The sequence below is a fragment of the Neobacillus sp. S1115 genome, from assembly GCF_055385565.1.
Genome location: NZ_AP038275.1, coordinates 5,808,427 through 5,834,079, shown reverse-complemented (window position 1 = coordinate 5,834,079; position 25,653 = coordinate 5,808,427). Strand labels below are relative to the sequence as shown.

The following is a 25,653-nucleotide window of genomic DNA, read 5'->3' as shown; positions in this document are numbered from 1 at the left end:
TAATTATTTATTTCAGATAAAAATAGAATAAAGCTTTAAAACTAGAAAGGGGAAGCTCTCGTTACATTCCCCTTTTCAACAAAAAAGGAGGAACCTTAATGGATAAAAAACTGCCTTTTTCACAAGTGTTCGCAATCGGTTTGATGCTATTTTCGATGTTTTTAGGTGCAGGTAACGTGATATTCGCCCCAATGGTAGGCCAGCAGGCAGGAACAAATGTCTGGTTAGCGATGGGGGGATTTTTGGTAACGGGTGTTGGATTAGTTTTATTAGCCATTGTTGCATTGACACGCGGAGGGGGTACAGTAGAAAAGCTTGCGGGAAGAGTAAGTCCGCTTTTTGCCACCATTTTTTCTGTTTTGCTTTTTCTATCCCTTGGTCCCATTTACGTGATCCCGCGGACAACCTCAGTCGTATATGAAATTGCTGTCAATCCATTAGTTCAAAATAAAGAAAATACTGGTGTTTATTTATTTGTTTTCTCTTTCTTATTTATTGCCTTAACGATTTTTCTATCATGGAATACCACTAAGTTTGTTGATCGGCTGGGGAAGTTAATCACTCCAATTTTTTCAATATTATTAATAGTATTAATTGCAAAGTCAATTATTACCCCGTTGGGAAGTATTGGTGAGCCTCAAAAGGATTATCTGAGCGGGGTATTTATAAAAGGATTCACTCAGGGGTATTACACAATGGATGTTCTTGCCGCGTTTGTTTTCGGGGGGATATTTATTAAATCAATCAGCTCTTTAGGGATTAAATCGGAAAAAGAAGTGTCCAAGCTATTTATTAAGGCAGGGGCGATTACAATTATTGGATTAATTGCCTTGCAAATTTCGATGGCATGGATAGGGGCTTCCAGTGTAGAGGCCATTGGTTTTAAAGAGAACGGGGGAGAAGTAATAGCGCTAAGCGCAATGGCCTTGTTTGGGCAGGCGGGAATTTATATTATTGGAACCGTTATCTTCTTAACAGGAATTACCACAAATGTGGCATGTTTAGCAGCCGTTTCTGAGTATTTTGAAAGGATTGTTCCTTCCATTTCTTATAAGAAGTGGTTGATCCTGTTTTCTGTTTTGAGTTTAATCATTACCAACTTCGGTTTAACTACGATTTTAACCTTAGCATCACCTATTCTGCTGCTGCTCTATCCTTTAGCTATTGCCTTGATCGCCTTAGTATTTGCAAATAGTTTGTTCAATGGTCATAGAGCGGTTTATGTCTCCACCATTATCGGGGTAGGAGTTGTTGCAATCCTTGATGCCCTAAAGGAAGCCAACATTACACCGGAAGCGATTAATCAAATCTTTGGTTTTATTCCGTTGTTTACAAACGGAGCAGGGTGGATTGTCACAGGCTTGATTGGGTTCTTGATCGGCATCGTTGTAGCAAAGGTTAGGAAAGAACCTGCGGTATTAGTGAATATTGCAAGTCAGAAGGATTAAAAAAGAAGTAGACTGTCATGATTTGTTGAAGGAAGTTTCATTTCTATATTGAAGCTGACAGTATTTTTAAAAGGAAGAAACGTAAAAGATGCCTTGGTTTTACGAGCCACAGCTGCTTATGAACAAGCCAATCCATGGAGAAACAGTTGGCCTGAAATAGTTAAAAATCTCTAGGAACGGTGCCTAGTGACCACCCGGAAAAATCTTGTTTTATAGAATGTTTTATGATTATTGTGAATGAAGAGAGTTGATCATTTAAGGAATGGTTGGCTCTTTTTATTTTTAGAACAGGTGCCAAGGTCAACACCCGAATGCAGCCATTTGGATTTAAAGTTCGTTTATAAGATTCGACATTCCTCTGTTGCAATCGAAAAACTATTTTAGAATAACGATACAAACCCTTCTTGCTTTAATTTTCAGAAAAGTATTGACACTTGCCTAGAGAAGCTTTAATCTAAAATCAAATATGACGTCATATGACAACTTAATAACTTTTAGGTGATTTAAAATGTGAATACGTTGCAACGGAACACCCCTCCCAAAAAGTTGAATACTAAAAAAGGTGGTTGATCGGATTGGTTAATGTGGAAACGACTTTAAGCAGAGATGTTCAGGAATTTTTGAAAGCAGTTTCAAATCGGACGGTAGAGCATGTATTTTATGTTGCTTGTGGCGGGTCACTGGCCATTATGTACCCAGTAAAGTATTACCTGGATCAAAATTCTAAGACACTAAGATCAGATGTGTATAATGCAGACGAATTTATTCTCCGCAATCCTCTTACTCTATCTGAAAAATCACTTGTTGTCCTTTGCTCCCAGACAGGGACAACGAAGGAAACAGTAAGGGCAGCTGAATTTGCGAAAAGCAAGGGAGCATTAACCGTTGGATTAACGGCTGACAGAAATTCGCCATTGGCAAAAGCGGCAGACTTTATTGTACAGTATGAATCCTCGTATACTACCGGAATTCCTATCAATGCTGTCAACAGCAATTATTCCGTGTTATATCAATTAAACGCAGGCCTTGTAAATATCTTTGACGGGATTGATAAAAGCTATAACTTGTCAAGGAGCTTATCCAATTTGCAGCAAGTAATCGACAAGACTCTCATTCAATATAACGACATGAGCACAGAATTTGCTCAAAAGTATCAAAAGGAAGATGTTATTTATACATTATCGAGCGGCGCCAACTATGGAGCAGCCTACTCTTTCACTATTTGCGTGTTGATGGAAATGCAATGGATTAACTCACAGGCCATTCATGCAGGGGAATTCTTCCATGGTCCTTTTGAGGTGCTGGATCAAGACATGCCGTTCGTTTTGTTAAAGGGAATAGATGAAACGCGTTCGATGGATGAAAGAGCAGAAGCCTTTTTGAAGAGATTCGGCGATGAACAAAAAATCATGATATTGGATGCGAAAGACATCGACTTTACGGGTGTAGAACAGGAATTCCAAGCCTACCTCACACCGCTTGTCTTTTTCGAAGTACTGTGGAAATTTGCTTATAAACTAGCGGATTTAAGGCAGCATCCGATGCTGACGGCCAGAAGGTACATGAAAAAGGTAGATTATTAATCTTTAATAGAATTGGAAAATAATTCTGAGCTGTTCCCAAAATTCATTCCGGATTGTATTTTTACTATATGATAGGGGGTTTTTTTAAAAATGAAAAAGATTATTGGTTTGGTCATGATCTTGTCCATGGTTCTCGGTCTTATTTCAGGATGTAGTTCTAGTAATTCTGCTAATTCAGGAGGAAACGGTGGGAACGGCAAGGATGCTGTCACGATTACCCTTCTGCATCGCTGGCCGAATGAACCATTTAAAGGGTACTTTGATGAGGCGATTAAAGAATTCCAGAAAGAGCATCCAAATGTTAAATTTAATGTTATTTCTGTAATTAACGAAGATTATAAGCAAAAGATCAATGTTCAGTTGGCTGGAAACAATCCACCAGATATCTTCTTTACATGGGTCGGTGAATATGGCGATAAGTTTGTGCGTGAAGGCAAAGCACTGGATATTACGAAATACCTTGAAGAGGACAAAGCGTGGTCTGATCAGATTATTCCTTCCACATTAAAGCCGTTTACTGTCGATAATAAAGTGTATGGCGTACCGGTTTTAATGGACGTACGGATGATGGCGTACAACAAGGAGATTTTTAAGAAATTGGGCCTTGAAGTGCCAAATACATGGGATGAATTTATCACGGTTCTGAAAGAAATCAAGAAAAGCGGAGTGACTCCTCTTGGACTCGGCAATAAAGAGCCTTGGAATGGCGGATTGTATATTACGACATTGAACCAACGAATTGTTGACCCTGCTGTGTTGACAAAAGATAACAACCGTGCCACAGGTGAATTTACCGATCCTGGGTATGTCGAGGCCTTGAATAAGTTAAAACAGTTGACCCCTTATATGAACGAACATCCCAATGCCCTTAGCCGTGAAGAAGAAAGAAACATGTTCGTTAATGGGCAAATTGCGATTATGCCTTTACATACGATCGAGTTCCCGTATGTGAAAGATGCGAAATTTGACTGGGGTACCTTTAACTTCCCAGAAATTGACGGTGGAAAGGGTGACCCATCTGTTATAACTGGTGCGCCGGAGGGCTTTATGGTTTCTAAACAATCCAAGCATCCTGAAGAGGCGGTTGAATTCCTTAAATTCATTACTTCCAAGGAAATGGCCGCCAAATGGGTAGAAAAAACTAGCGTTATCAGTACGACAAAGGGCGCTGTCAATGCGGATAATTCCACTCCGTTAATGAATGAAGTCATCAAGCAAGTGGAAGGTGCTAATGACATGGCCATCTGGATTGATACAGCTCTTGACGGAAAAATCTTTAATCCTTACCTGTCAGGGATTCAGGAAATCCTAAATGATAAGAAAACCCCTGAGGAACTGATGAAGGAAATTCAAAAAGCAGCTAAAGAAACAAGAGAATCAGCGAAATAATTTCTCAATGGGAACAGGGTCGTCCATGATCACTGTTCCCAATCTTTACTTGAAAGGGTGTGATCCTATGGCATACAAGAAAATAACTCCTTTTCTTTTCATTGCGCCAAGCCTGCTTATCATTTTGATCTTTATCTACTATCCAGTCATCGAAAATCTATATTCCAGCCTTTATAGCTGGACCCCTTTTTCAGACACTAAGGATTTTGTGCAGCTATCTAATTACACTCGTCTGTTTGAAGATTCCATTTTTCTGACGGCGTTAAAAAATAATCTTACCCATGCCGTTATTTCCCTCATCATTCAGGTGTTTGGCGCGCTGGTTCTCGCGGCCATTTTGGAGGATAAAGTATTACGGAAGATTTCTCCATTGCTAAGAACGGTCTATTTTCTTCCGGTCTTAATCCCAATTACGGTTACCGGGCTGTTGTTTAGCTTTATTTATAACCCTCAAATCGGTCTGTTGAATAAGGCGCTCGAGGTCATTGGATTAGGACAACTGGCCACTGGCTGGCTGGGGGAAAGTGAAACAGCTTTTTATGCCGTCATTGCCATGGGACAGTGGATTGGACTCGGATATACAACGATGCTGTTTATCGTGGCGATTCAAAAAATTCCCGATGAATTATATGAGGCTGCGAAAATCGACGGCTGCAGCAAGATCCAGAGTTTTTTCCATATTACCGTGCCGCAAGTAAAGGAAATGACCTTTGTCGCTGTTATTTTCACCTTAAGCCAGTCGATGTTAGTTTTTGCCGATGTATATGTACTGACAAAAGGCGGCCCGGGTAATTCCACCCAAGTGCTGAGCACGTATCTCTATGAGAAAGCATTCGTCGATAATGAAATGGGATATGCCTCGGCGATCGCCAATGTGATCTTTATTATTTCTGTTGTATTCTATCTCGTTCAATCCAAATTGTTTAAGACAGGGGAGGGAGTATAAGGTGAATATCGAATACAGTATCGACAAAACCAAATCCAAATCGGCGGTTCGCAAGAAGCCATCGCTTTTTTCTAAGGTTGGCCTAACGGTAACTGCTATCATTCTTGTACTCCTTTTTGCAGCGGTTATTTATCCATTATTTTGGATTGTCATCAATTCATTTAAAAATACGAATGAAGTCTTTGCGAATAGCTGGTCTTTGCCGGATAAATGGATGTTCGGGAACTATGCGCAGGCATGGACGATGGGTGTGTCCAAGTATTTTATCAACAGTGCGGTTGTTACCATCTTAACGGTCTTTTTCACCGTGCTGTTCAGTGCCTTTTGTGCATTCGGGCTGACCCGGTTTGAGTTTAAAGGGAAGGGTTTTCTACTAGGGCTGATCTCGGTCGGCTTAATGTTTCCGCCGCAGGTGAGTTTAATCCCTTTATATAAGCTGATTCAAAACCTAGGTATTTACAATACTTATTGGGCATTAGTCATCCCTTATGTCGCTTTTCGGATTTCATTGATCATGATGCTGATTCGTTCCTTCTTTCTTACGATTCCAAAGGAGCTGGAGGAGTCCGCTTATCTAGACGGCTGCAGCAGCTTAGGCATCTTTTTTAAAATTTTCCTGCCATTGAGCAAACCGATTATCGTAACGGCGATGCTGCTAACGGCTTACTGGGCTTGGAATGAATTTTTATTTGCGAATATTTTTATTGATGACGACTCCGTTAAAACGATTACGTCAGGATTGCTGACTTTCCGGGATGCACTTTATACAAACTGGGCTGTTTTAATGGCTGGTCTGGTTATTTCCGCCCTGCCGCTGATTGTCCTGTTTATTTTCCTGCAAAAGCATTTTGTCCGCGGGCTTGCAGATGGCGGAGTGAAAGGATAGAAGGAGGAAAACATGGTTATGAAAATCATCGGAATTGGTGACAGTGTGGTTGATTTTTACAAAGATCAAAATAAGATTTACCCAGGCGGCAATGTGGTGAACGCAGCCGTTTTTGCAAAAAGGAATGGGGCGGAGCAGGCTTCTTATCTTGGCATTGTTGGGACCGATCCTGCGGGAGATCATTTGCTTCAGAGCCTTCGCGATGAAGGAGTTGATATCAACCGGGTCCGGAGAGTGCAGGGGCCGACCGGAGAGGCCGTTGTGACATTAAATGAGGAGGGTGATCGGATCTTTGTCGGGACGAATAAGGATATCCGGGTATCATCACTTGTATCTCTCACCCTTAATCAAGAGGACTTGGAATACATCTACCGGCACGAGCTAATCCATGCGGCCATCAGTATTAATACTGGGATTGATAGGGAGCTGCCAAAACTGGCGGATATGCCAATTGCCTTTGACTTTTCTTCCAACGAGTATTGGACGAAAGAGTATGTTGAACAGGTATCCCCTTACTTAACCTATGCCTTTTTTTCAGGCAGTAATCTATCAGATTTGGAAGTGACTGATTTAATTGAATTTGTCTCTAAAAAAGGTGTAGGTGTCGTCGGGGTGACCCGCGGTGAACGGCCTGCCGTTATTTTTCATAAGGGCAAGAGATATGAGCAGAAGCCGGTGTCCAGCCAGATTGTCGATACAATGGGTGCAGGGGATTCGTTTATTGCCTCGTTCTTAGCTCATTATCACGTAACTCGCGATATGGAAGATTCTCTTCAAAAAGCCGCTGAGTTTGCTTCTAAAGTATGCGGTTATTATGGCGCATTTGGATACGGTCTCGAAGTACAGTGGTAAAGGAGCGCTGCTGATGCATAATCTGGCTAATATGAATTTGATTTATCAGCGCTATCCGCTTGACTATTTTTTGGATTCTACAGACCGGGTGGGATTGGATGCGATTGAGCTCTGGGCCGGTGAACCGCATTTATATGTCGAGGAAGCCAGTGTTCATTCGGTAAGTTCTATTTTTAAAAAAATAAAGGAAAGAAATTTGAAGCTGGTGTGTTTCACACCTGAACAATGTGCCTATCCAATTAATCTGGCTGCAGGCGATACTACCTTTCGAAAAAGAAGCGTGGAATATTTTAAGAAAAGCATTGCGATTGCTAATTCGCTTGAGTGCCGAATGGTTTTGGTGAGCGGCGGTTACGGGTTATTTACGGAGGAGAAGGAAGAAGTGTGGAAAAGGGCAAAGGAGTCCCTTCTTGAGCTTTCCTCGACGGCCGAAAAAGAAGGGATTGTTTTGACACTGGAGCCTTTCTTTTACCCATATACCAATGTAATCGTCAATCTTGAAGAAACGAAGCGAATGATTTTGGAGATCAACTCTCCCGCTCTTAAAGCGATGGTAGATACTCCATGCATGGTCCTCTCAGGAGACTCGCTGGAGGATTATGCGACACAGTTTGGGAACGATTTGGTGCATATCCATTTAGTGGACGGCGACGGTCAGTCTTCTTCTCATCTTTCGTGGGGGGAAGGGAATTTTCCGCTTTTTTCTTATCTTCAAACCTTGGAAAAGATGGAGTATAACGGGTATTTGACGCTTGAGTTAATCGGGAATAGCTATCTTGCTGATCCTGAATCAAAGGTAAGAGAAAGCTTAGAGTTCTTTAAAAATAACTCTGCTAGCGGTGTCTGAGATAGGGAAAATGCCAAGAATAGCTTATCTGTGATATAGTGTAATTATATGGTAAAATTCATCATGAGTTTTACGCGTTGGTTGCTTTAAATGATTATGAAGGCGCTTTAAGCGTTAATGTTTAGCGACAATAACCGAGAGAATGAATTTTCTATTTTAATAATAAAAAAGACAATAAGTTGATATTTTTGAATAGAGGAATTAAGAAATGAAGAATCCAAAGCCTTTGTATGTGCAATTGAAAGAAACAATTAAAAAGGATATTAGTACGGGTAAATATGCGAAGGATACTCAGCTGCCGACAGAAATGGAAATGTGCGAAATGTACAATGTCAGCCGGATTACGATTAGAAGGACCATCAGCGAGCTCGAGAAGGAAGGGATCGTACAAAAGCAGCATGGAATTGGGACGTTTGTGACGAACACGAAAAAGATTAAACGGGACCTTGTTTCCGTTAACGGATTTTCCGAGTTCCTCGTCCAGACCGGAAAACAGCCCAAAACAAGGGTACTATCCACGCAGGTCCTGAAGGCATCCACATGGTTGTCGGGGATCCTGGATGTCCAAGAAAATGAGCCTGTATTAGAAATCCGGCGCATCCACTTAGTCAATGACGATCCGATTCATCTGGAAACAAGCTATTATTCCTTAACCAAGTTTCCTTATTTGGATCAGTATATAAAAGAAGCCAGCTCCATTTATAGCATCATAAAAGACAGGTATTCGACCAAAGCTGTTAAAAACCATAAAACATTGAATGTCGTCTACCCGACAGTAGAGCAGGCCAAACTGCTTCAACTGACTCAGGACAATATTTTATATGAAATCGAGAAGCTGGCATACGACGAGAAGGGTGAAGTCATTCACTTTGCCAAATCGTATTTGCCAACGGATAAGGTCTCGTTTACCATTACTACTGAATAAGTTGATACAGGATTGTCGCCAGTTCCCTGGGGTGCAATCCTTATTTATTGAATGCTAACAGTGACAAAGGCCGGGTTTTTCTTAAGCCCGGCCTTTGTTTTATTTGTATGATTCTTGTAGACCATATTTTTTCAGTTTGTTATAAAGTGTCACGCGGGAAATTCCCAGCAATTTGGCGGCGGCCATTTTGTTCCCGTAGGTTTTTTTCAGCGCGTGGATTAACTTTGATCGTTCATCTGCGTGAACATTGTCCCTTTCTTGGAGTGGCGTTTGATAATCCCGCCTGACCAGGTCATTTGGCAGCTGGGCTGTTGTGATGCGATTATCGTCTGCCAGGATTAACAGCCTTTCAATCGTATTTTTCAGCTGGCGGATATTGCCGCTCCAGGACGAATGCATGAACGTGACCATGACCTCTGGGTCGATATCAGGGATAGGCTTTTTATATTTAAAGGCGGACTCCTGTAAAAATAATTGAACGAGTTCAGGCAGATCTTCAATTCGCTCGCGGAGGGGCGGAATCGGAATCGACACGACATTGAGGCGATAATATAAATCCTCACGAAACTGGCCGTCCTTGATCAGCTTTTCCAAATCCCGGTTGGTGGCAGAAACGATCCGCACGTCAACCGGAATCGGCTGGGTGCCGCCAACGCGGTAATATTGCTTTTCTTGGAGAACACGCAGCAGTTTTACTTGAAGCTCGAGCGGCAGTTCCCCGATTTCGTCCAGAAACAAAGTGCCATTTTTGGCCGCATCGATTTTTCCACGTTTCCCTTCCTTGACGGCACCCGTAAATGCCCCCTTTTCATAGCCGAATAATTCACTTTCAAACAGTGCAGCTGGGATGGCCCCGCAGTTAATCGCCACAAACGGCCCTTCGGAACGGGTACTCGCTTTATGAATCGCCTGGGCAAACAGTTCTTTTCCGACCCCGCTTTCCCCTGTAATCATTACAGTCGCATCGGTCTGGGCTACTTTTCTGGCGAGTGTAATGGCATCCTTGATGGCACGGCTTCTTCCTTTAATTTTATAAAAGGTATCCTCGATTTCAATTTGATTCTCCAAGTCCTGAATATAGGCAGTCGTCGTGATCAATTCATCGTTAAGCCTGACGATTTCGGTAATATTCCGCTCCACAGATATCCCGCCGATCACTTTGTCCCCGTCCATGATCGGCATAGTGTTGATCAACACGTGCACGCCTTCCTTCGGCTGGTTGTATTGTTGGAAGACTCCTTTGCCTTCATTTAACGTAGACATTAATACCACTGATTCCTTTTTAAAAAATTCGGTGATTTGGGCGCCAATGATTTTTTCAGCAGAGGTTTCATACAATTCTTCAGCCTTAGGATTCCAGGCAATGACATTTCCGGCGGCATCTACGACGGTAATAGCGTCATCAACGGTACGGAGGAAGGTTTGATATACCTTCGTGAGATTCTTCCATTCTTGAAAAATTGTTCTTATTAAAATGGCAAAAGGTATTATACCACCTGGATTCCCAGCCTCATCGATTAACACAATATCCTGGTGGAGCGGGAGAGAGCTAAGATCAAGTTCGGAAAGTAAAGTATGGGCAGGAATTCTTTTTGCTTTATCACTGACTTTATCCTGCTCGAACGGAATGGAGAGAGAGTTTAGTGAGACTTTTTCTTTTAACATACCATCACCTTACACATTATTTAATAGTTTACAAAAGTGTTTACCTCTTTACACTTAGTTTACACTTTTGTACAAGATAATTGTACATAACTTTTAGAAGATACAGTTTTTATGAGGGGATTCTGCATTGGCATGATACTTGCATTATAAATAGGTACAAACAAAAACGGACTTTTTGTTGAAATAGCATGTTTGATGACAATCGGAAAATTGGAGGAATCACACAATGGGACTAACTAGAGATTTTTTTATCTACCTCTCGCAAAATAAAGCTTTAAACAGTGGAGCTAAACGCTGGGGCTTGAAAATGGGGGCACAGTCGGTTGTTGCCGGTACAAACATTAAAGAAATGGTTGAAAGTGTAAAGGCTTTGAATGCTCATGGGATTTCCGCAACCATTGACAATTTGGGTGAATTTGTTTTTCAGAAAGAAGAGGCACTAGAGGCAAAGGAACAAATCCTAGCGGTTATAGAGGCTATTCATGACAATAACTTAGATGCCCATATTTCCCTAAAGCCTACTCAGCTTGGGTTAGATATTGAATACACGTTTTGCTTGGATAATCTAAGGGAGATTGTAGCGCTAGCCCATGAGTATAACATCTTTATCAACTTTGATATGGAAGATTACGGCCACCTTAAACCATCCTTTGACATTATTGATGAACTATCCGTGGACTATGATAATATTGGGACGGTCATTCAGGCTTACTTCTATGAATCTGAGGAAAATATCAAAAGATACAAGGACTACCGGTTACGAATTGTAAAAGGGGCCTATAAAGAACCTGAAAACTTAGCGTATCAGGATAAAAGGGAAATTGACCAGAACTATATCCGGCTCATCGAATACCACTTGCTGAACGGAAAGTTTACGTCCATCGCCACACATGATCATCGGATTATTGATCATGTAAAAGCATTTGCAAAGAAACATCAAATTCCAAAGGATAAATATGAATTTCAAATGCTCTATGGATTCAGGAAAGATTTACAGTTGGAGCTTGCGAAAGAAGGATTCAACTTCTGTACCTATGTGCCATTCGGAAAGGATTGGTACGGCTATTTCATGCGCCGTCTGGCTGAGCGTCCACAGAATTTAAATCTTGTGTTTAAACAAGTGTTTAATAAGAGAACCAACACCCTATTGGGAATTGGTGCAGGTGCGTTTATAGCTGGAAGAGTCAGCAAAAAAAATTAACCAAGTCATTCGTTCTATTAATATACTTGTATAATTTTTTATTTCATTAAAAGGAAGGAATGTTAGAGAATGAGTAACGGAATTTTTAAAATCCCAACACCTGCAAATGAGCCGGGCAATACATATGCTCCAGGCACAAAAGAGCGGGAAACATTAAAAGCAGAATTACAACGTCAATCTGAAATTGTAGTCGATATTCCTGTGATTATTAATGGCGAAAATATTAAGACAGATACGGTGAAGCAAGTGGTTATGCCACATGACCATCAACATATTTTAGCAAACTATTCACAAGCCGGAGAAAAAGAGCTGCGTGATGCTGTAGAAGCGGCGATGGCTGCCAAAGAAGCATGGGCAAATATGGCCTGGGAACATCGCGCCGCTATTTTCTTAAAAGCTGCTGATTTAATCTCTGGTCCATACCGTGATGTCATGAATGCTGCGACCATGTTAGGACAATCCAAAACAGCTATTCAAGCTGAAATTGATGCTGCCCAAGAATTAGCAGATTTCTTACGTTTTGGCGTTGATTATGCGAATCAAATTTATCAAATTCAACCGGAAAGTATGAAGAATGTATGGAATCGTTTAGATTACCGTCCATTAGACGGTTTTGTATTGGCGATCTCTCCATTTAACTTCACAGCTATTGGCGGAAACTTGCCAGCAGCTCCTGCAATGATGGGGAACGTTGTCGTCTGGAAGCCAGCAACAACTTCTATACTTGCAAACTATTACTTTATGCGCATTTTAGAAGAAGCCGGATTACCAAAAGGCGTCATCAATTTCGTGCCTTCTCGTGGTTCACAAGTATCTGAAGTGGTATTAACAGACCCTCGGATGTCTGGATTCCATTTTACTGGATCAACAAGTACGTTCCAGACTATTTGGAAGACAGTGGGGGGAAATATTGCAAACTATAAATCATATCCTCGTTTAATTGGGGAAACAGGCGGTAAAGACTTTGTATTTGCTCACGAAACGGCACAAGCAGACAAAGTAGTAGTGAACTTAGTTCGTGGTGCTTTTGAATACCAAGGTCAAAAATGTTCAGCAGCCTCTCGTGCTTATATTCCAACTAGCATGTGGGAAGAAGTAAAGGCTGGTTTAGTGGAAGAAACAGCAAAGCTTAAAGTTGGAGATGTCCGCGACTTTAGAAACTTCATGGGTGCAGTTATTGATAAACCTGCTTTTGATTCAATTACAAGCTATATCGATTATGCTGCAGCTTCTGAAGAAGCAGAGATTATTGCTGGCGGAACTTATGATGATTCTGTTGGTTATTTCGTTCAACCGACGATCATTGTGACAACCAATCCAAACTTTAAGACAATGGTAGAAGAAATTTTTGGACCAGTCTTAACCATCTATGTTTATGAAAATGATCAATTAGAAGAAACATTGCATGCAGTAGATACAGCTTCTATGTATGCCTTAACAGGTTCGATCTTTGCCCAAGATCGCGGGGCCATTCTTCATTTAGAAAATCGCTTATCCGGCGCAGCTGGAAACTTCTATATCAATGATAAACCAACTGGTGCGATGATTAACCAGCAGCCATTTGGCGGTTCTCGTGGTTCTGGCACAAACGATAAAGCAGGTTCTGTCTTTAACATGATCCGCTGGACAAGCCCTCGCGTGATCAAAGAAAACTTTGCACCAACTGTAGATATTGCTTATCCATTTATGGATGCGGAATAATTTATATGTAAAAAAGAGGTTGAACTGATTTGGTTTCAACCTCTTTTTTATTTTACTAGATTTGTGGAGCTGGGGACGGTTCTTCTGCCTCACAATGAGGCAAGAGAACCGTCCCTATGCATCACTACTAGGAGTATATTCCCTTTTTTTCGGGAATGAAAAAGATAGGAATAACAGGTGATATTTATTTTTTGTCCGATTTATCATAATTTAATCAGGCTCTTAGTCTGCTAAAAAGGGAAATCGGCTACAATTGTCGTTGTCTAAATTTGTCGAAACTATGTTAATATGATCCGAATTTTGTAATAATAAGTAAAATGATAGTTAACACTACCTACATAGTGTTAACCGGAATAATACTAATTTATTACTTATAAAGAATACCTTTTGGTCCTGTTACAAGAGGGGAGGATTATGATGAGCATTGATAGTAAAATAAATATCCTATTAGTCGATGATAGACCCGAGAATTTATTAGCTTTGGAAGCGATTATTGAGCATGAAGATTACAATTTGATAAAAGCATCTTCGGGTGAGGAGGCACTAAAATGCCTGCTAAGGCATGATTTTGCGGCAATCTTGCTAGATGTACAAATGCCCGGTATAGACGGTTTCGGGACAGCCAAGATTATTAAAGCACGCGAAAAGACGAAAAACATTCCCATTCTTTTTATTACCGCCAACAATATGGATTCTGAACATATTTTTACCGGATATTCCCTCGGTGCTATTGATTATATTCTGAAACCTCTCGAACCTACTATTTTAAAAGCAAAAGTCGAACGTTTTATTGAGATTTATAAATTAAATCAGCAGCTGAGACAGCAAGCGGCTATTCTTACGGAGAAAACAAAGGAATTAGAAAAGGCTAATGAGGAGCTGTCGAATTTGACTTCTCAATTGCGCATTTCCGAAGCATTAGCAAATGTGATCAGTGAAACCTCCATTGATACCATGCTTGTCATTGATGAAAGTGGGAGGATCTTAAAAGTCAACCCGGCCATTAAAGGAATGTTTCAATATCATGAGCATGAAATAATCGGAAAAAGTGTATTGGAGCTATTTTTAGCTGAGGAATCCACTAAGTATATTAATAGTTTATTAAATACGATAAAGAATGTAAGTTATCTATCAGGTCATGACAATCTGGAAGAGATTAAGGCTACTAGAAAAGATGGAACAGTCTTTCCTGCCGAAATACAAATTGGTAAAAGATATGTACAGAATCGCTGTCTTATTGCTGTTACGATTCGGGATATTTCCAAGAAGAAGCATGATCAGGAAAAGATTACCCATATGGCCTATTACGACAGTTTGACAGAGCTGCCAAATAGAAGATTATTCAACGAACAATTAACGTTCATGCTAAATAAAGGCAGGCAGTCTAATCAACCTTTAGCGATGATGTATTTGGACATGGACCGATTTAAATATATTAATGATTCACTCGGGCATATTGTAGGGGATAAATTGCTGCTGGAAATCGCCAAAAGACTTTCGGCCACTGTAAGAGCCCAGGACTTAGTGGCAAGGTTAGGCGGAGACGAATTCACGATTCTCTTACCGGATACGGACCGAGAAAGCGCTCTTGAACTAGCAGAGACTATTTTAGAGGTTTATAAAGAGCCATTCTTTATTGATAACTATGAATTATACATGACCACGTCTATAGGAATTAGTGTCTTTCCCTACGACGGAGAGGATGCTCAAGTATTAATGAGGAACGCAGATGCAGCCCTTTATCGTGCAAAAGAACAAGGGAAAAATAGATATAAGGTATTCCATTCCGGGATGAATATCCAATCATATAAGAACTTTATTTTAAGGAACGACTTGCGAAAAGCAATCGAACGTGAGGAGTTATCCATTGTTTATCAACCTCGAGTAGATATTGAAACGGGTAAAGTTAGAAATGCCGAAGCCTTATTAAGATGGAATCATCCGAATTGGGGCCCTGTCTCTCCTGCAGAATTTATCCCGCTGGCAGAAGAGTCGGGGGACATAATGGCATTTGGCGACTGGGTACTTAAGTCTGTTTGTCTGCAAAATAAAGCTTGGCAGCAAGCAGGATATGCCCCCATTCAAATATCAGTGAATTTCTCAGCCCAACAATTTTTACAAAAAGACTTGGTTGGCAACATTCAGCAAATTTTAAAGGAAACGGAACTAGGCCCAGAATGGTTAGAAATTGAAATTACCGAATCAACCATATTGGGAAATGAAGAGATTATCACAAGAACATTAAACCAACTTAGAAAATGGGGAATTCGGATCAGTATCGATGACTTTGGAACAGGTTATTCCTCATTAAGCTATCTCATGCGTTTCCCTGTCCATACCATAAAAATTGATCGATCCTTTATAAGCGATATTTCCAAAGATGCTTCTCATAGCCAAACGCTCATTTCTTCAATTATTTCGTTAGCTCACGGACTTCATATGTCGGTGGTTGCTGAGGGTGTTGAGACAGAGGAACAGTTAGATTTTCTGAAAAAATACCAATGTGACGAAGCCCAGGGTTACCTTTATTCTCCTCCTGTACCTGCTGCCGAATTCGAAGCGTTTCTTGTTCCGGCTCTCTCTAAAGCAACGAACCGCAAGGGAATTATCCGTTTTGAAAAGAAGGAAAAGAATAATAAAGGGGAATTAACGAGTGGACATGTGGAAGCTTCCGGTGGGTTTTCAAGTGCATCGCTTCTCGATGCAGCACTGCTTCGTACTGAACAACTATACGCTATTTCATCAAGAGAAATGGATGTATTTAAGCTTTTAGTAAATGGGTTAAGCAATAAAGAAATTTCAGATGCGTTATTTATTAGTGAACATACAGTAAAAAATCATATTACACGGATTTTTCAAAAACTAGCCGTCAATGACCGCCTGCAGGCTATGGCAAAGGTATACCAAACATGTATTGAAGAGGGTGAGAATCTTAAAGCATAAGATAAGGACATTCAGCATGTAAAATTTAGTGCGAGGAGCTCTTTATGAAATTCAAAACGAAGCTAATTCTGGGAATTAGCAGTAAACCAATCATTGTTCTTCTCATCATCGTTTTTGGGTTATTACAGATTCAAAATCTGACGAAATTGACGGAGCTTACTCAACTCAATTATGAGAAGGCATTGTTAGCAACAAAAATCCAAAAGGAAATAAAAGATGAGGCCATTGGTTTAAGAAATGTGGTCCTTTTCACTAACAAAGCTTCGATTCAAAAGGAATTGGATCATGTTGAAATGTTAAGTGAAAGAGTGAGTCAGGATCTTACCTTGTTGGAATCCAAAGTCAATACCAGCGAGCAAATAGATATGGTCCATAATCTAAAGGAAATTATTATTGAATTTAATGTTTATAAAGATAAAGTAATCGAACTTAATGCTAAAGGTGATAAGGCTGCAGCGATTCAGATAATCGATAACAACGGGCGTTCCATTCATGACAAGCTTTTTCAGGAAATTTCAGTCTTTACCAAGCATTTTGAAACCAACATGAGCGTATCTTTTGTTGATTCAACCAAAAGCTTCAAGTGGCAAATAGCGATCACCAGTCTTATTAGCTTGATCGCCATTGTTCTTTCATCCAGTTATATCGTCCGTATCGTGTGGGAATTTGCGAATCGGTTAAGTAAAGTTTCGAATGTCATGGAAAATGTCGCAACTGGAAAGGTTGATCTTCGCACAAAGGTTGAAGTAACATCCAATGATGAGGTTGGTGAAGTCGCTCGTTCTTTTAATACGATGGTGCAGTCGTTGGCGGAACAAAGAATGCGTGAACAAAGTTTGCTCTGGGTAAAGTCAAATATTGCGGACATTACCACTAGTTTAAGTGGTATACAAAATCTAGAAACACTGTCTCAAACGTTTCTTTCAAAGGCTGTACCTTTACTTGACTCCTGTCATGCGGTCCTGTACGGCAAGGAAGATACGTCCCTTACCTTGCTTGCATCCTATGGAAAAATGAACGATAAACAGCATCCCATTACATTTAAACTTGGGGAGGGACTCATCGGACAGGCTGCCATTGAGAAAGCTCCCATTATTCTTACAGATGTCCCATCAGACTATATACAAATAAAAACTGGTGTGGGGGAAAGAGCACCTTTATATCTTTCTATTTTCCCGATTCTGTTTGAAGGCGAAGTAAAAGCGGTATTAGAACTTGCATCCTTTAAAGCTTTAACGGAGGAACAGAATGGATTATTGGACGAAATCGCGAAGAGTTTAGGGATTATTCTTGAGAGTGTGTATGGAAGAATTCGACTTGCTCAATTACTGCAAGAATCCCAAATGTTAACGGAAGAGGTTCAGGCACAATCTGAGGAGTTACAGGCACAGCAGGAGGAACTCAGAGCTACAAATGAAGAGTTAGAGGAACAAACACAAGCACTAAGACAATCAGAGCTAACACTGCAGTATCAGCAGGAAGAATTGGAACAAACCAATAAGGAATTGATCGAAAAGGCAGCCATATTAGAAGAGAAGAATCAAATGTTTGAATGGACGAACAGGGAAGTAGAACGTGCCCGTGCTGAGCTGGAAGAACAGGCAAGGCAGCTCGCGTTAAGCTCCAAATATAAATCCGAATTTCTGGCCAATATGTCCCACGAGCTTCGAACGCCATTAAATAGTTTGTTGATTCTTTCTAAATTGCTTGCGGAAAATTCGGGGGGGAACCTTACCGAAAAACAGGTAAATTTTTCAAAGACGATTCATTCTTCTGGCCGTGATTTATTGGTACTTATAAATGATATTTTAGATTTGGCAAAAATTGAATCAGGAAAAATGAGGGTGAATCCAGGTAAAGTACTGATTAGTGATCTAGTAGAGTTTGTGGAAAATAGTTTTAGGCCCATCGCAGATGAAAAGAACGTAAACTTCCACATTTCTTTACAGGATGATCTGCCGCTATCACTAATTAGTGACGAACAAAGGTTACAGCAGGTTCTAAAAAATCTCTTGTCCAATGCCTTTAAGTTCACGAATCAAGGTGAGGTAAGGCTTGAGATTGGATTGTCCCCTAACATCGTCCAGCAGCCGACGTATGTTTTTTCTGTCGTTGATACCGGGATTGGGATTCCAGATGATAAGCAGGAGCTTATTTTTGAAGCCTTCCAGCAAGCTGACGGTACGACGAGTCGGAGGTTTGGCGGAACCGGATTAGGTTTGTCCATTTGTCGAGAAATCGCCAATCTTTTAAACGGCGAAATTGTGGTTGAAAGTGAACAGGGGAAGGGAAGCAGATTTTCTTTTTATGTAGCGGATTTTCAAGAGGAGGCCAAGGAACAAAAACAGGTTAAGCCCTTGAAAGAGGTGGCCGTAACGATTGAATCTACAAATGTAAAGCGAGAGGAAATAAGTGAACCCACCAGTGTACCTGAAAAAGACCTTACGTTAGATGTCAATCAACCGATAAAAAGGCTTTTGATAGTCGATGATGATGTGAGACAACGCAATAGTTTAATGGAATTGGTCGGTGCAAAAAATGTCGTCATCAAAGCTGTCTCAACGGGTTTGGAGGCAATGGAAGAGTTAAAGGTAAACAAGTTTGATTTTATGATCCTTGATTTAGGATTAACAGATACAAATGGAATGGATTTATTAGCAAAAATTAAGACCAGCCCTGACAACGAACAGTTACACGTATTTATTTACACGGGCCGTGACTTAACTGCGAAAGAAGAGATCCATTTATTAAAATACACGAATACCATCATTATCAAAGATCAACATTCACCGCAAAGGTTAATGGATGAATTAGAATTATATTTGCATTCCGAAAGCGAAAAGGAGGAAGAAAATGGGAACGCGGACACTGCCGATCAAGTTACGGTTCAGAAGGAGCTTGAGGGAAAGAGGATTCTTCTCGTGGATGATGACGTCCGAAACGTCTACGCGTTAATGAGTTTACTCGAAACTTATCATATGGATATTACATTTGCCGAGAATGGCAAGGAAGGTATTGAAATTTTAGAAAAAGGTCCTGGTTTTGATTTGGTATTGATGGATATCATGATGCCTGAAATGGATGGATATGAAGCCATTCAAAGAATAAGAGAAAAGCCGCAATACTCTTCTTTACCTATCATTGCCCTAACGGCAAAGGCGATGAAGGAAGATCGAGAAAAATGTATAAAGGCAGGAGCGTCTGATTATATTGTGAAGCCTTTTGACCCGGATCAACTGATTTCTCTGATAAGGGTATGGCTATACAATAAAAAATAATATTCTTGGTGAAGCTAGAATAATGATTGAGAGGGCTTATGAGTAATCATTCGACAGAATCCCAACAGGATTTAGAAAAACTTGAAATCGATTTGTTATTACAAGGTTTATACACATGGTGCGGCTATGACTTTCGAAACTATGCTTATAAATCGATCCGAAGGAGAATCTGGCATAGGGTCCATGCCGAAAAACTTTCAAGTATTACTGGGTTGTTAGAAAAGATTTTACATGACCCTGCTTGTTTAAAAAGGCTCATTTCGGACTTCTCGATTCATGTGACAGAAATGTTTCGCGACCCCATGTTTTTTCTTGACTTCAGAGAAAAGGTTGTTCCCCAATTGCGGACATACCCTTCGATTCGGATCTGGCATGCAGGTTGCTCGACTGGTGAAGAAGTGTATTCCATGGCAATGCTGCTCCATGAAGAGGGCATCTATGAAAAGACCAAGATTTACGCCACCGACATCAATGCGGAAGTATTAAAAATTGCCAAATCAGGGGTATTTCCGTTAGAACAGATGAGGAAATATACGAATAATTATATTTTAGCGGGTGGAAAAAAAGCTTTTTCTGACTATTATCAGGTCATCAATAACGGTGTGAAATTCCATCCGTTTCTTTCCAAGAATATCGTCTTTGCCCAGCATAATTTAGTGACAGATCATTCATTTAATGAATTTCATGTCATTCTCTGCAGAAATGTGTTAATTTATTTTAATAAAAACCTGCAAGATAAAGTCCATTCCCTCTTTTATGAAAGTTTGGGAATGTTGGGGATTCTTGGCCTCGGTGATAAAGAGACAATTAACCACACAATGAAAGCCGACTGCTATGAAAACATTAGCAGCAGTCAGAAATTATATAAAAAGATAAACTGAAATAAGGGCCAGAATTGGCCTTTTTTTTTTTGAAGGAAAATACGGGTAGTTAGGACTGTTTGTATATAGGAAGACCTTCCTTATTTTTATGATTGTTCATATTGGGAAGGTTTGGTGATATTTTATTTTTTCCTGTTATTTCATAATGAAACTATAAAAATAAAGCAGTTATAGTAAAAGTGGAGGAAAAAATGGATAATGCCTCATTGATCTTAGAACAGATTACAGAACTGAAAAACAAGTTAGAAAGTCTTGTTTATTTATATGGCTTTTCCAGTCCGACAGTGTTGAAATGCAGTAGAGAACTAGATGAATTAATTTTTCAAATTCAATTATTAAATCATTTACCTCTAAATAGAAATGACCACAAAAATCTTGATATGAGGAGAACTGTTAGTGAGCTTACTTCAAATTACAAAGACCACACACCAATCGATATCCTCTGATGATTTTTATAAACAAAATATTTATCAATCATTATTCCGTCATTATCCTGATACCATTTACACAATGGATATAATGGGAAATTTATTAAGCTGCAATGATAATATAGAAGGCTTTCTAGGGTACTCCTCACATGAGATGCATGGGCCATACCATGCATTTGTTAAAAAAGAAGATCTGGAACGGGTATCGCGTCATTTTCAACTTGCTGTAGATGGACACGTACAACAATATAATTGCAGCTGTATTCATAAAGACGGATATCATGTCGATGTTACCATTACCAATATTCCTATGTTTACCAATGGTAGAGTAGTAGGTATTTATGGAATTGCAAAAGATATTTCAAGACTTATTCAGACTGAGACACGGTTAAAGGAAACGGAATCACAATTTCAACAAATTTATGAAAGCCTACATTTAGGTGTTTGGTCTTGGGATATCCGTGCTCGTAAAGTTGTTTATGTTTCTTCAGGCATTGAAACTTTATCAGGAATCAAAAAAGAAGATTTTATGAATGGTTCCCGCAATTGGAAAGAACTGATTTATCCTGAAGATTTACAGACTTTTGAACAAAACCAGAAGGAACTCCAAAAGGGAAAAAACTGTATATATCAGTACCGTATTGTGGATTCGTCGGGAAAGATAAAATGGGTCGAGGCCCGGACATTTCCCATTTTAGACTCCGATGGAGCCTTAGTACGTCTAGATGGTCTAGTTACTGATATTCATAACAAGAAATTAGAATATGATCAGATTAATTTTTATGCCTATCACGATTATTTAACCGATTTGCCAAATAGAAGGCTATTTGAGGAGAAATTAGGGCATTTGGTAAGAAAACATAAGGAAGAGTTTGTATTGTTTTATTTGGATTTGGACCGCTTCAAGTTTGTGAATGATACATTAGGACATTCTGGAGGAGATCAACTTCTAAAAGAAGCAGCAAAAAGATTGGGTCGCCATCTTACTGAAAATGATCTGTTAGTAAGACTCGGCGGCGATGAATTTGCCATTATTCTAACGAATTGTCATCCGGAAGCCTCAAATGAAGTGGCATTAAAAATACAAAGGGAATTTGAGTCCCCATTTATCATTCAAGATTATCACTTACACATTACGACCAGTATTGGAATCGGCATTTTTCCACGTGATGGCAGGTCCATGGATGATTTATGCGCCAATACAGATATTGCTTTATCTCGCGCAAAAGGACTAGGAAAAAACAATATTCAGTTTTACACTCCTTCGATGACAACTGAATTTCATCAGCAATTTCTGATGGTCAACGATTTAATAAAAGCTATTCAAGAAGAACAATTCGTCCTCTATTATCAGCCGAAAGTGGACCCAAAGTCCAGGAAAATTAAGGGAGCCGAGGCTTTGATTCGCTGGAACCATCCTGAAAGGGGAATTCTTCCTCCTGATCATTTTATTCCATTAGCAGAAGAAACGAATTTAATTATTGATTTAGGGGATTGGGTGATGCTTGAGGTTTGTAAGCAAATTAAACAATGGTTGGAGGATGGAAATACAATCGTTCCCATATCGATCAATATTAGTGCGAAACGTTTTTTAAAAGACGATCTCGTTAGCAAATTGCAAATGATACTAGCTGAAACCAACATCGATCCGAAATGGTTGGAGTTTGAAATTACCGAGACATCCCTTATTCAAAATGAAATAAAAGTTTTAGCGACCATCAATGCTTTAAAAGAGAGTGGTATTGCGATCTCCTTAGATGATTTCGGGACAGGGTACTCCTCGATTAATTATTTGAAAAAATTTAAAGTGGATTTTTTAAAAATTGATCGTTCTTTTATTAATGCTATTCATTCTAGTTTTGATGATGAAGCGATCATCAAATCAATCCTTTATTTGGCACAAGAACTAAAAATAAAGGTGGTAGCTGAAGGGGTTGAAACAGAAGAACAACTTACTTTTTTATTAAAGCACAAATGTAGTCTGATTCAAGGATATCTGTTTAGTAAGCCTGTGGATGTAGCTGCGTTTTCCCAACTTCTATCTAAGAGCAATGATTGGCGGAGGATTAACACTTGAAAAGTTTGTCGATAAATACTCGGAAAATTCCGTTACCCCTTCTTTTGTTATGTGTGTTTATTATACTCATACCCGATTCTTTAGATGATTATGAAAGGTTTTATATTGATGATATGTCTTGGTTTGCATTGCTTATCCCGTGCTTCATCTTTTCCTATTATTTAGGGTTGTATGGCGGTGTTTTTGCTGGAATCATCGTCAATGCCTATCATCTAATCTGGTTCTTTTATGAGAAAAAATTCCACAGTGAAGATGTGATTGATGAGACCGCCGCATTGCATATTGGGATTTCGTTGATTACCCTTTCTTGCTCGATTGGGGTTGGGGCATTAGCGGAGAAACTCATAAATAGGCAGCTAAAAATACAGGAGTTAAATGAAAAACTAACCAAAATGGCTTTATACGATTCTTTAACAGGACTTCCCAATAGACATTACTTTATAAGGGAGTTAGAAAATGCCTTAAAGAAAAAGGACCAATCCTATTTAATGTTTATTGATTTGGACGGCTTTAAAAGGGTGAACGACCGATATGGCCACGAGGTTGGGGATCAACTTTTAATAGAGGTTTCCCGAAAACTACTAGAAATAGAAAATGAGGGTACTTTTGTAGGCCGTCTTGGAGGTGATGAGTTCACAGTATTGCTTAGAGGTGTTAGCTTACACCAAGCAGAAGCTGAAGCAAATCGGATCTTAAACCTCCTGCAGATAAGCGTACACGATTGTAAAATCTCCGCAAGCATCGGCATTGCTATGTGCCAACCAGAAGACACTCCCGCTTCAATACTTAAACTTGCAGATTCAGCCATGTATAAATCAAAATCGGCTGGAAAGAATACAGTAAATCTTGTCTCTTAAATGGACTAAATAATGATAAATCTTGGCGGACAGTTAAAACACTGTTCGCCTTTATTTGAGTGGGTGATGCATGGGGACGGTTCTTGTGCCTCACTCACTCCGCGATGATGCATGGGGACGGTTCTTGTGCCTCACTCACTCCGCTGATGCATGGGGACGGTTCTTGTGCCTCACTCACTCCACGATGATGCATGAGAACCGTCCCCGTGCCTCAAAAACTGATGAACTATTCCAAAAAGTTTGACAATCGAAATATATTAGCCTACCTTTTTAATAATAGTATAAAAAGAGAGGACATGTGGAAGGCAGATGGGATTACCAGGAAAATTAGATGAAAGTGTTCGTTTACAGTCCAATAGAAAAAGAAAATCTTTTCTTCACGATATTAATAGTCAAAATCTATCATCAGGTCTTATTTCCAGCACATTGCTTATGACAGGACCGGCGTTAATTATTTTGCAGGCTGCAGCCGCCGGGGGTTTTACCAATGAGCAAACAATTACCTGGATGTTTGCCGCTAATTTTTTTCCCGGTGTAGTTGGCGTTTTGATGGCTCTTCTTTTTCGAAAGCCGATCACCGGCGGCCATTCCATCACGGGTGTAGCTTTCCTAGCAACGGTTACGGCCCATTTTACCTTTCCGGAACTCATCGGCGGATATGTGCTGTCGGGGCTTACGATCCTAATCGTTGGCATGTCGGGTCTTTTTACAAAAATCATCAAATGGGTGCCGAAGGAAGTGATATCGGCGATGCTGGCAGGATTGGTCACTGGATATGTGGTGAAACTGATCCCAGCTATTCAAGAAATGCCGGTGGTCGGGTTGGCTGCCTTGGTCAGCTTTTTTGTATGCACCAAATACAGCAAGCGGATTCCTGCCGTCATGGCAGCGGTAGCTGCGGCGTTTGTTGCCCTTTTTTTCACACAGGATCTCGACTTGAGTTCACAGGGAATTCCTTTTTCCTTGCCGTCACTGCATGCTCCGGAATTCTCATGGATGGGGGTATTGACCTTGGCCCTCCCGCTGGCGATGTTAGTCCTCAGCAATGATGCGGCACCGGGAATAGGCGCCTTGGAAAGCGAGGATTTTGACCCACCCATCCGTAAAATTGTCACCATTAGCGGAGTGTTTTCAAGCATCACGGGGTTTTTCGGCGGCCATTGTGCGAACATTGCCGGCATGATGACGGCCATATGCGCTGGCCCTGATTCAGGCGAAAAATCAAAACGATATGCTGGATCTGTTTTGTCAGGGATTTTCGTGATGTTATTTGGTATTTTTGCTTGGAAAATCGTGCCCTTTATCCAATCCTTGCCTCAGGCATTTGTGTCGCTGCTGGCCGGCTTTGCCTTAATCGGGGTGCTGCATTCCAGTTTGCAGCAAGGGTTTTCCGGAAACCGCTACCGCCTAAGTGCATTAGCTGCATTTCTAATAGCTCTGTCGCAGGTTTCCTTTCTCCACATCAGCGCGCCTGTTTGGGCACTTATTTTTGGGGCTGTGATTGCGAAGACTGTTGAGAAATAATGAAGCATGGGGACGGTTCTCGTGCTTCAAAATTTAGGGTGAGGCAGAGGATGGTTCTCATGCCTCATTTCTATTTGAATTCCAAAAAATGATGCATTAGAACCGTCCCCATGCCTCGTTCCCATGCCCCGTTCCATGCTTAGAACCGTCCCCATGCCTCCAAAAATCCAGGCGGAGAGCCAGCCTAGGTAATTTTTTAATGACCTTTCCGAATTAATTACC

At 40.3% G+C, this 25,653-nt stretch carries 18 protein-coding genes; 17 read left to right on the top strand and 1 reads right to left on the bottom strand.

Annotated elements, in window-relative coordinates:
* Positions 1 to 98: 98 nt before the first annotated feature.
* From brnQ to ACZ5B7_RS28385, 8 genes are all read left to right on the top strand, one after another.
* The gene (gene brnQ, locus ACZ5B7_RS28420; RefSeq protein ID WP_464491916.1) at positions 99 to 1,448 is read left to right on the top strand and encodes a branched-chain amino acid transport system II carrier protein; all 1,350 of its coding nucleotides are present in this window, start codon (positions 99 to 101) and stop codon (positions 1,446 to 1,448) included.
* 575 nt (positions 1,449 to 2,023) lie between these two features.
* Positions 2,024 to 3,031 carry an SIS domain-containing protein gene (locus ACZ5B7_RS28415; RefSeq protein ID WP_464491915.1) on the top strand — a complete coding sequence of 336 codons (1,008 nt, stop codon included), beginning with the start codon at positions 2,024 to 2,026 and terminating at the stop codon, positions 3,029 to 3,031.
* Between the two features lie 90 nt (positions 3,032 to 3,121).
* Positions 3,122 to 4,420 carry an ABC transporter substrate-binding protein gene (locus ACZ5B7_RS28410; RefSeq protein ID WP_464491914.1) on the top strand — a complete coding sequence of 433 codons (1,299 nt, stop codon included), beginning with the start codon at positions 3,122 to 3,124 and terminating at the stop codon, positions 4,418 to 4,420.
* Positions 4,421 to 4,487: 67 nt separating this feature from the next.
* Positions 4,488 to 5,366: a carbohydrate ABC transporter permease gene (locus ACZ5B7_RS28405; RefSeq protein WP_464491913.1), complete on the top strand. Its 879-nt coding sequence runs from the start codon at positions 4,488 to 4,490 to the stop codon at positions 5,364 to 5,366.
* Position 5,367: 1 nt separating this feature from the next.
* A complete protein-coding gene (locus ACZ5B7_RS28400) occupies positions 5,368 to 6,252 on the top strand; it encodes a carbohydrate ABC transporter permease (protein ID WP_464491912.1) in 885 nt (294 codons plus the stop codon).
* 12 nt (positions 6,253 to 6,264) lie between these two features.
* On the top strand, positions 6,265 to 7,104 hold the full coding sequence (locus ACZ5B7_RS28395; protein ID WP_464491911.1) for a PfkB family carbohydrate kinase: 840 nt from the start codon (positions 6,265 to 6,267) through the stop codon (positions 7,102 to 7,104).
* A gap of 13 nt (positions 7,105 to 7,117) precedes the next feature.
* On the top strand, positions 7,118 to 7,951 hold the full coding sequence (locus ACZ5B7_RS28390) for a TIM barrel protein (protein WP_464491910.1): 834 nt from the start codon (positions 7,118 to 7,120) through the stop codon (positions 7,949 to 7,951).
* Positions 7,952 to 8,159: 208 nt separating this feature from the next.
* Positions 8,160 to 8,876 carry a UTRA domain-containing protein gene (locus ACZ5B7_RS28385; RefSeq protein ID WP_464491909.1) on the top strand — a complete coding sequence of 239 codons (717 nt, stop codon included), beginning with the start codon at positions 8,160 to 8,162 and terminating at the stop codon, positions 8,874 to 8,876.
* A gap of 99 nt (positions 8,877 to 8,975) precedes the next feature.
* Here the strand turns inward: ACZ5B7_RS28385 and ACZ5B7_RS28380 are convergent, their stop codons facing one another.
* On the bottom strand, positions 8,976 to 10,541 hold the full coding sequence (locus ACZ5B7_RS28380; protein ID WP_464491908.1) for a sigma-54 interaction domain-containing protein: 1,566 nt from the start codon (positions 10,539 to 10,541) through the stop codon (positions 8,976 to 8,978).
* Positions 10,542 to 10,767: 226 nt separating this feature from the next.
* On the opposite strand from ACZ5B7_RS28380, the gene ACZ5B7_RS28375 reads away from it, so the two are divergent.
* The 9 genes from ACZ5B7_RS28375 (at position 10,768) to ACZ5B7_RS28335 (ending at position 25,431) form a co-directional block, all read left to right on the top strand.
* The gene (locus tag ACZ5B7_RS28375) at positions 10,768 to 11,742 is read left to right on the top strand and encodes a proline dehydrogenase family protein (protein WP_464491907.1); all 975 of its coding nucleotides are present in this window, start codon (positions 10,768 to 10,770) and stop codon (positions 11,740 to 11,742) included.
* Between the two features lie 69 nt (positions 11,743 to 11,811).
* A complete protein-coding gene (gene pruA, locus ACZ5B7_RS28370; RefSeq protein WP_464491906.1) occupies positions 11,812 to 13,443 on the top strand; it encodes an L-glutamate gamma-semialdehyde dehydrogenase in 1,632 nt (543 codons plus the stop codon).
* 414 nt (positions 13,444 to 13,857) lie between these two features.
* On the top strand, positions 13,858 to 16,386 hold the full coding sequence (locus ACZ5B7_RS28365; protein WP_464491905.1) for an EAL domain-containing protein: 2,529 nt from the start codon (positions 13,858 to 13,860) through the stop codon (positions 16,384 to 16,386).
* Between the two features lie 44 nt (positions 16,387 to 16,430).
* Positions 16,431 to 19,664, top strand: coding sequence for a response regulator (locus ACZ5B7_RS28360; protein WP_464491904.1), 3,234 nt, complete (start codon positions 16,431 to 16,433; stop codon positions 19,662 to 19,664).
* A gap of 38 nt (positions 19,665 to 19,702) precedes the next feature.
* On the top strand, positions 19,703 to 20,545 hold the full coding sequence (locus ACZ5B7_RS28355) for a CheR family methyltransferase (RefSeq protein ID WP_464491903.1): 843 nt from the start codon (positions 19,703 to 19,705) through the stop codon (positions 20,543 to 20,545).
* A gap of 191 nt (positions 20,546 to 20,736) precedes the next feature.
* The gene (locus ACZ5B7_RS28350) at positions 20,737 to 20,991 is read left to right on the top strand and encodes an aspartyl-phosphate phosphatase Spo0E family protein (RefSeq protein WP_464491902.1); all 255 of its coding nucleotides are present in this window, start codon (positions 20,737 to 20,739) and stop codon (positions 20,989 to 20,991) included.
* Positions 20,942 to 23,050 (top strand): sensor domain-containing protein, encoded by a 2,109-nt coding sequence (locus ACZ5B7_RS28345; protein WP_464491901.1) that lies wholly within the window; start codon positions 20,942 to 20,944, stop codon positions 23,048 to 23,050. Before ACZ5B7_RS28350 ends, ACZ5B7_RS28345 begins: the two co-directional genes overlap by 50 nt.
* Positions 23,051 to 23,163: 113 nt before the next feature.
* The gene (locus ACZ5B7_RS28340) at positions 23,164 to 23,907 is read left to right on the top strand and encodes a GGDEF domain-containing protein (RefSeq protein ID WP_464491900.1); all 744 of its coding nucleotides are present in this window, start codon (positions 23,164 to 23,166) and stop codon (positions 23,905 to 23,907) included.
* A 309-nt stretch (positions 23,908 to 24,216) separates the two neighbouring features.
* Entirely contained in the window at positions 24,217 to 25,431 is a 1,215-nt protein-coding gene (locus tag ACZ5B7_RS28335) for a benzoate/H(+) symporter BenE family transporter (RefSeq protein ID WP_464491899.1), read from the top strand.
* Positions 25,432 to 25,653 lie beyond the last annotated feature (222 nt).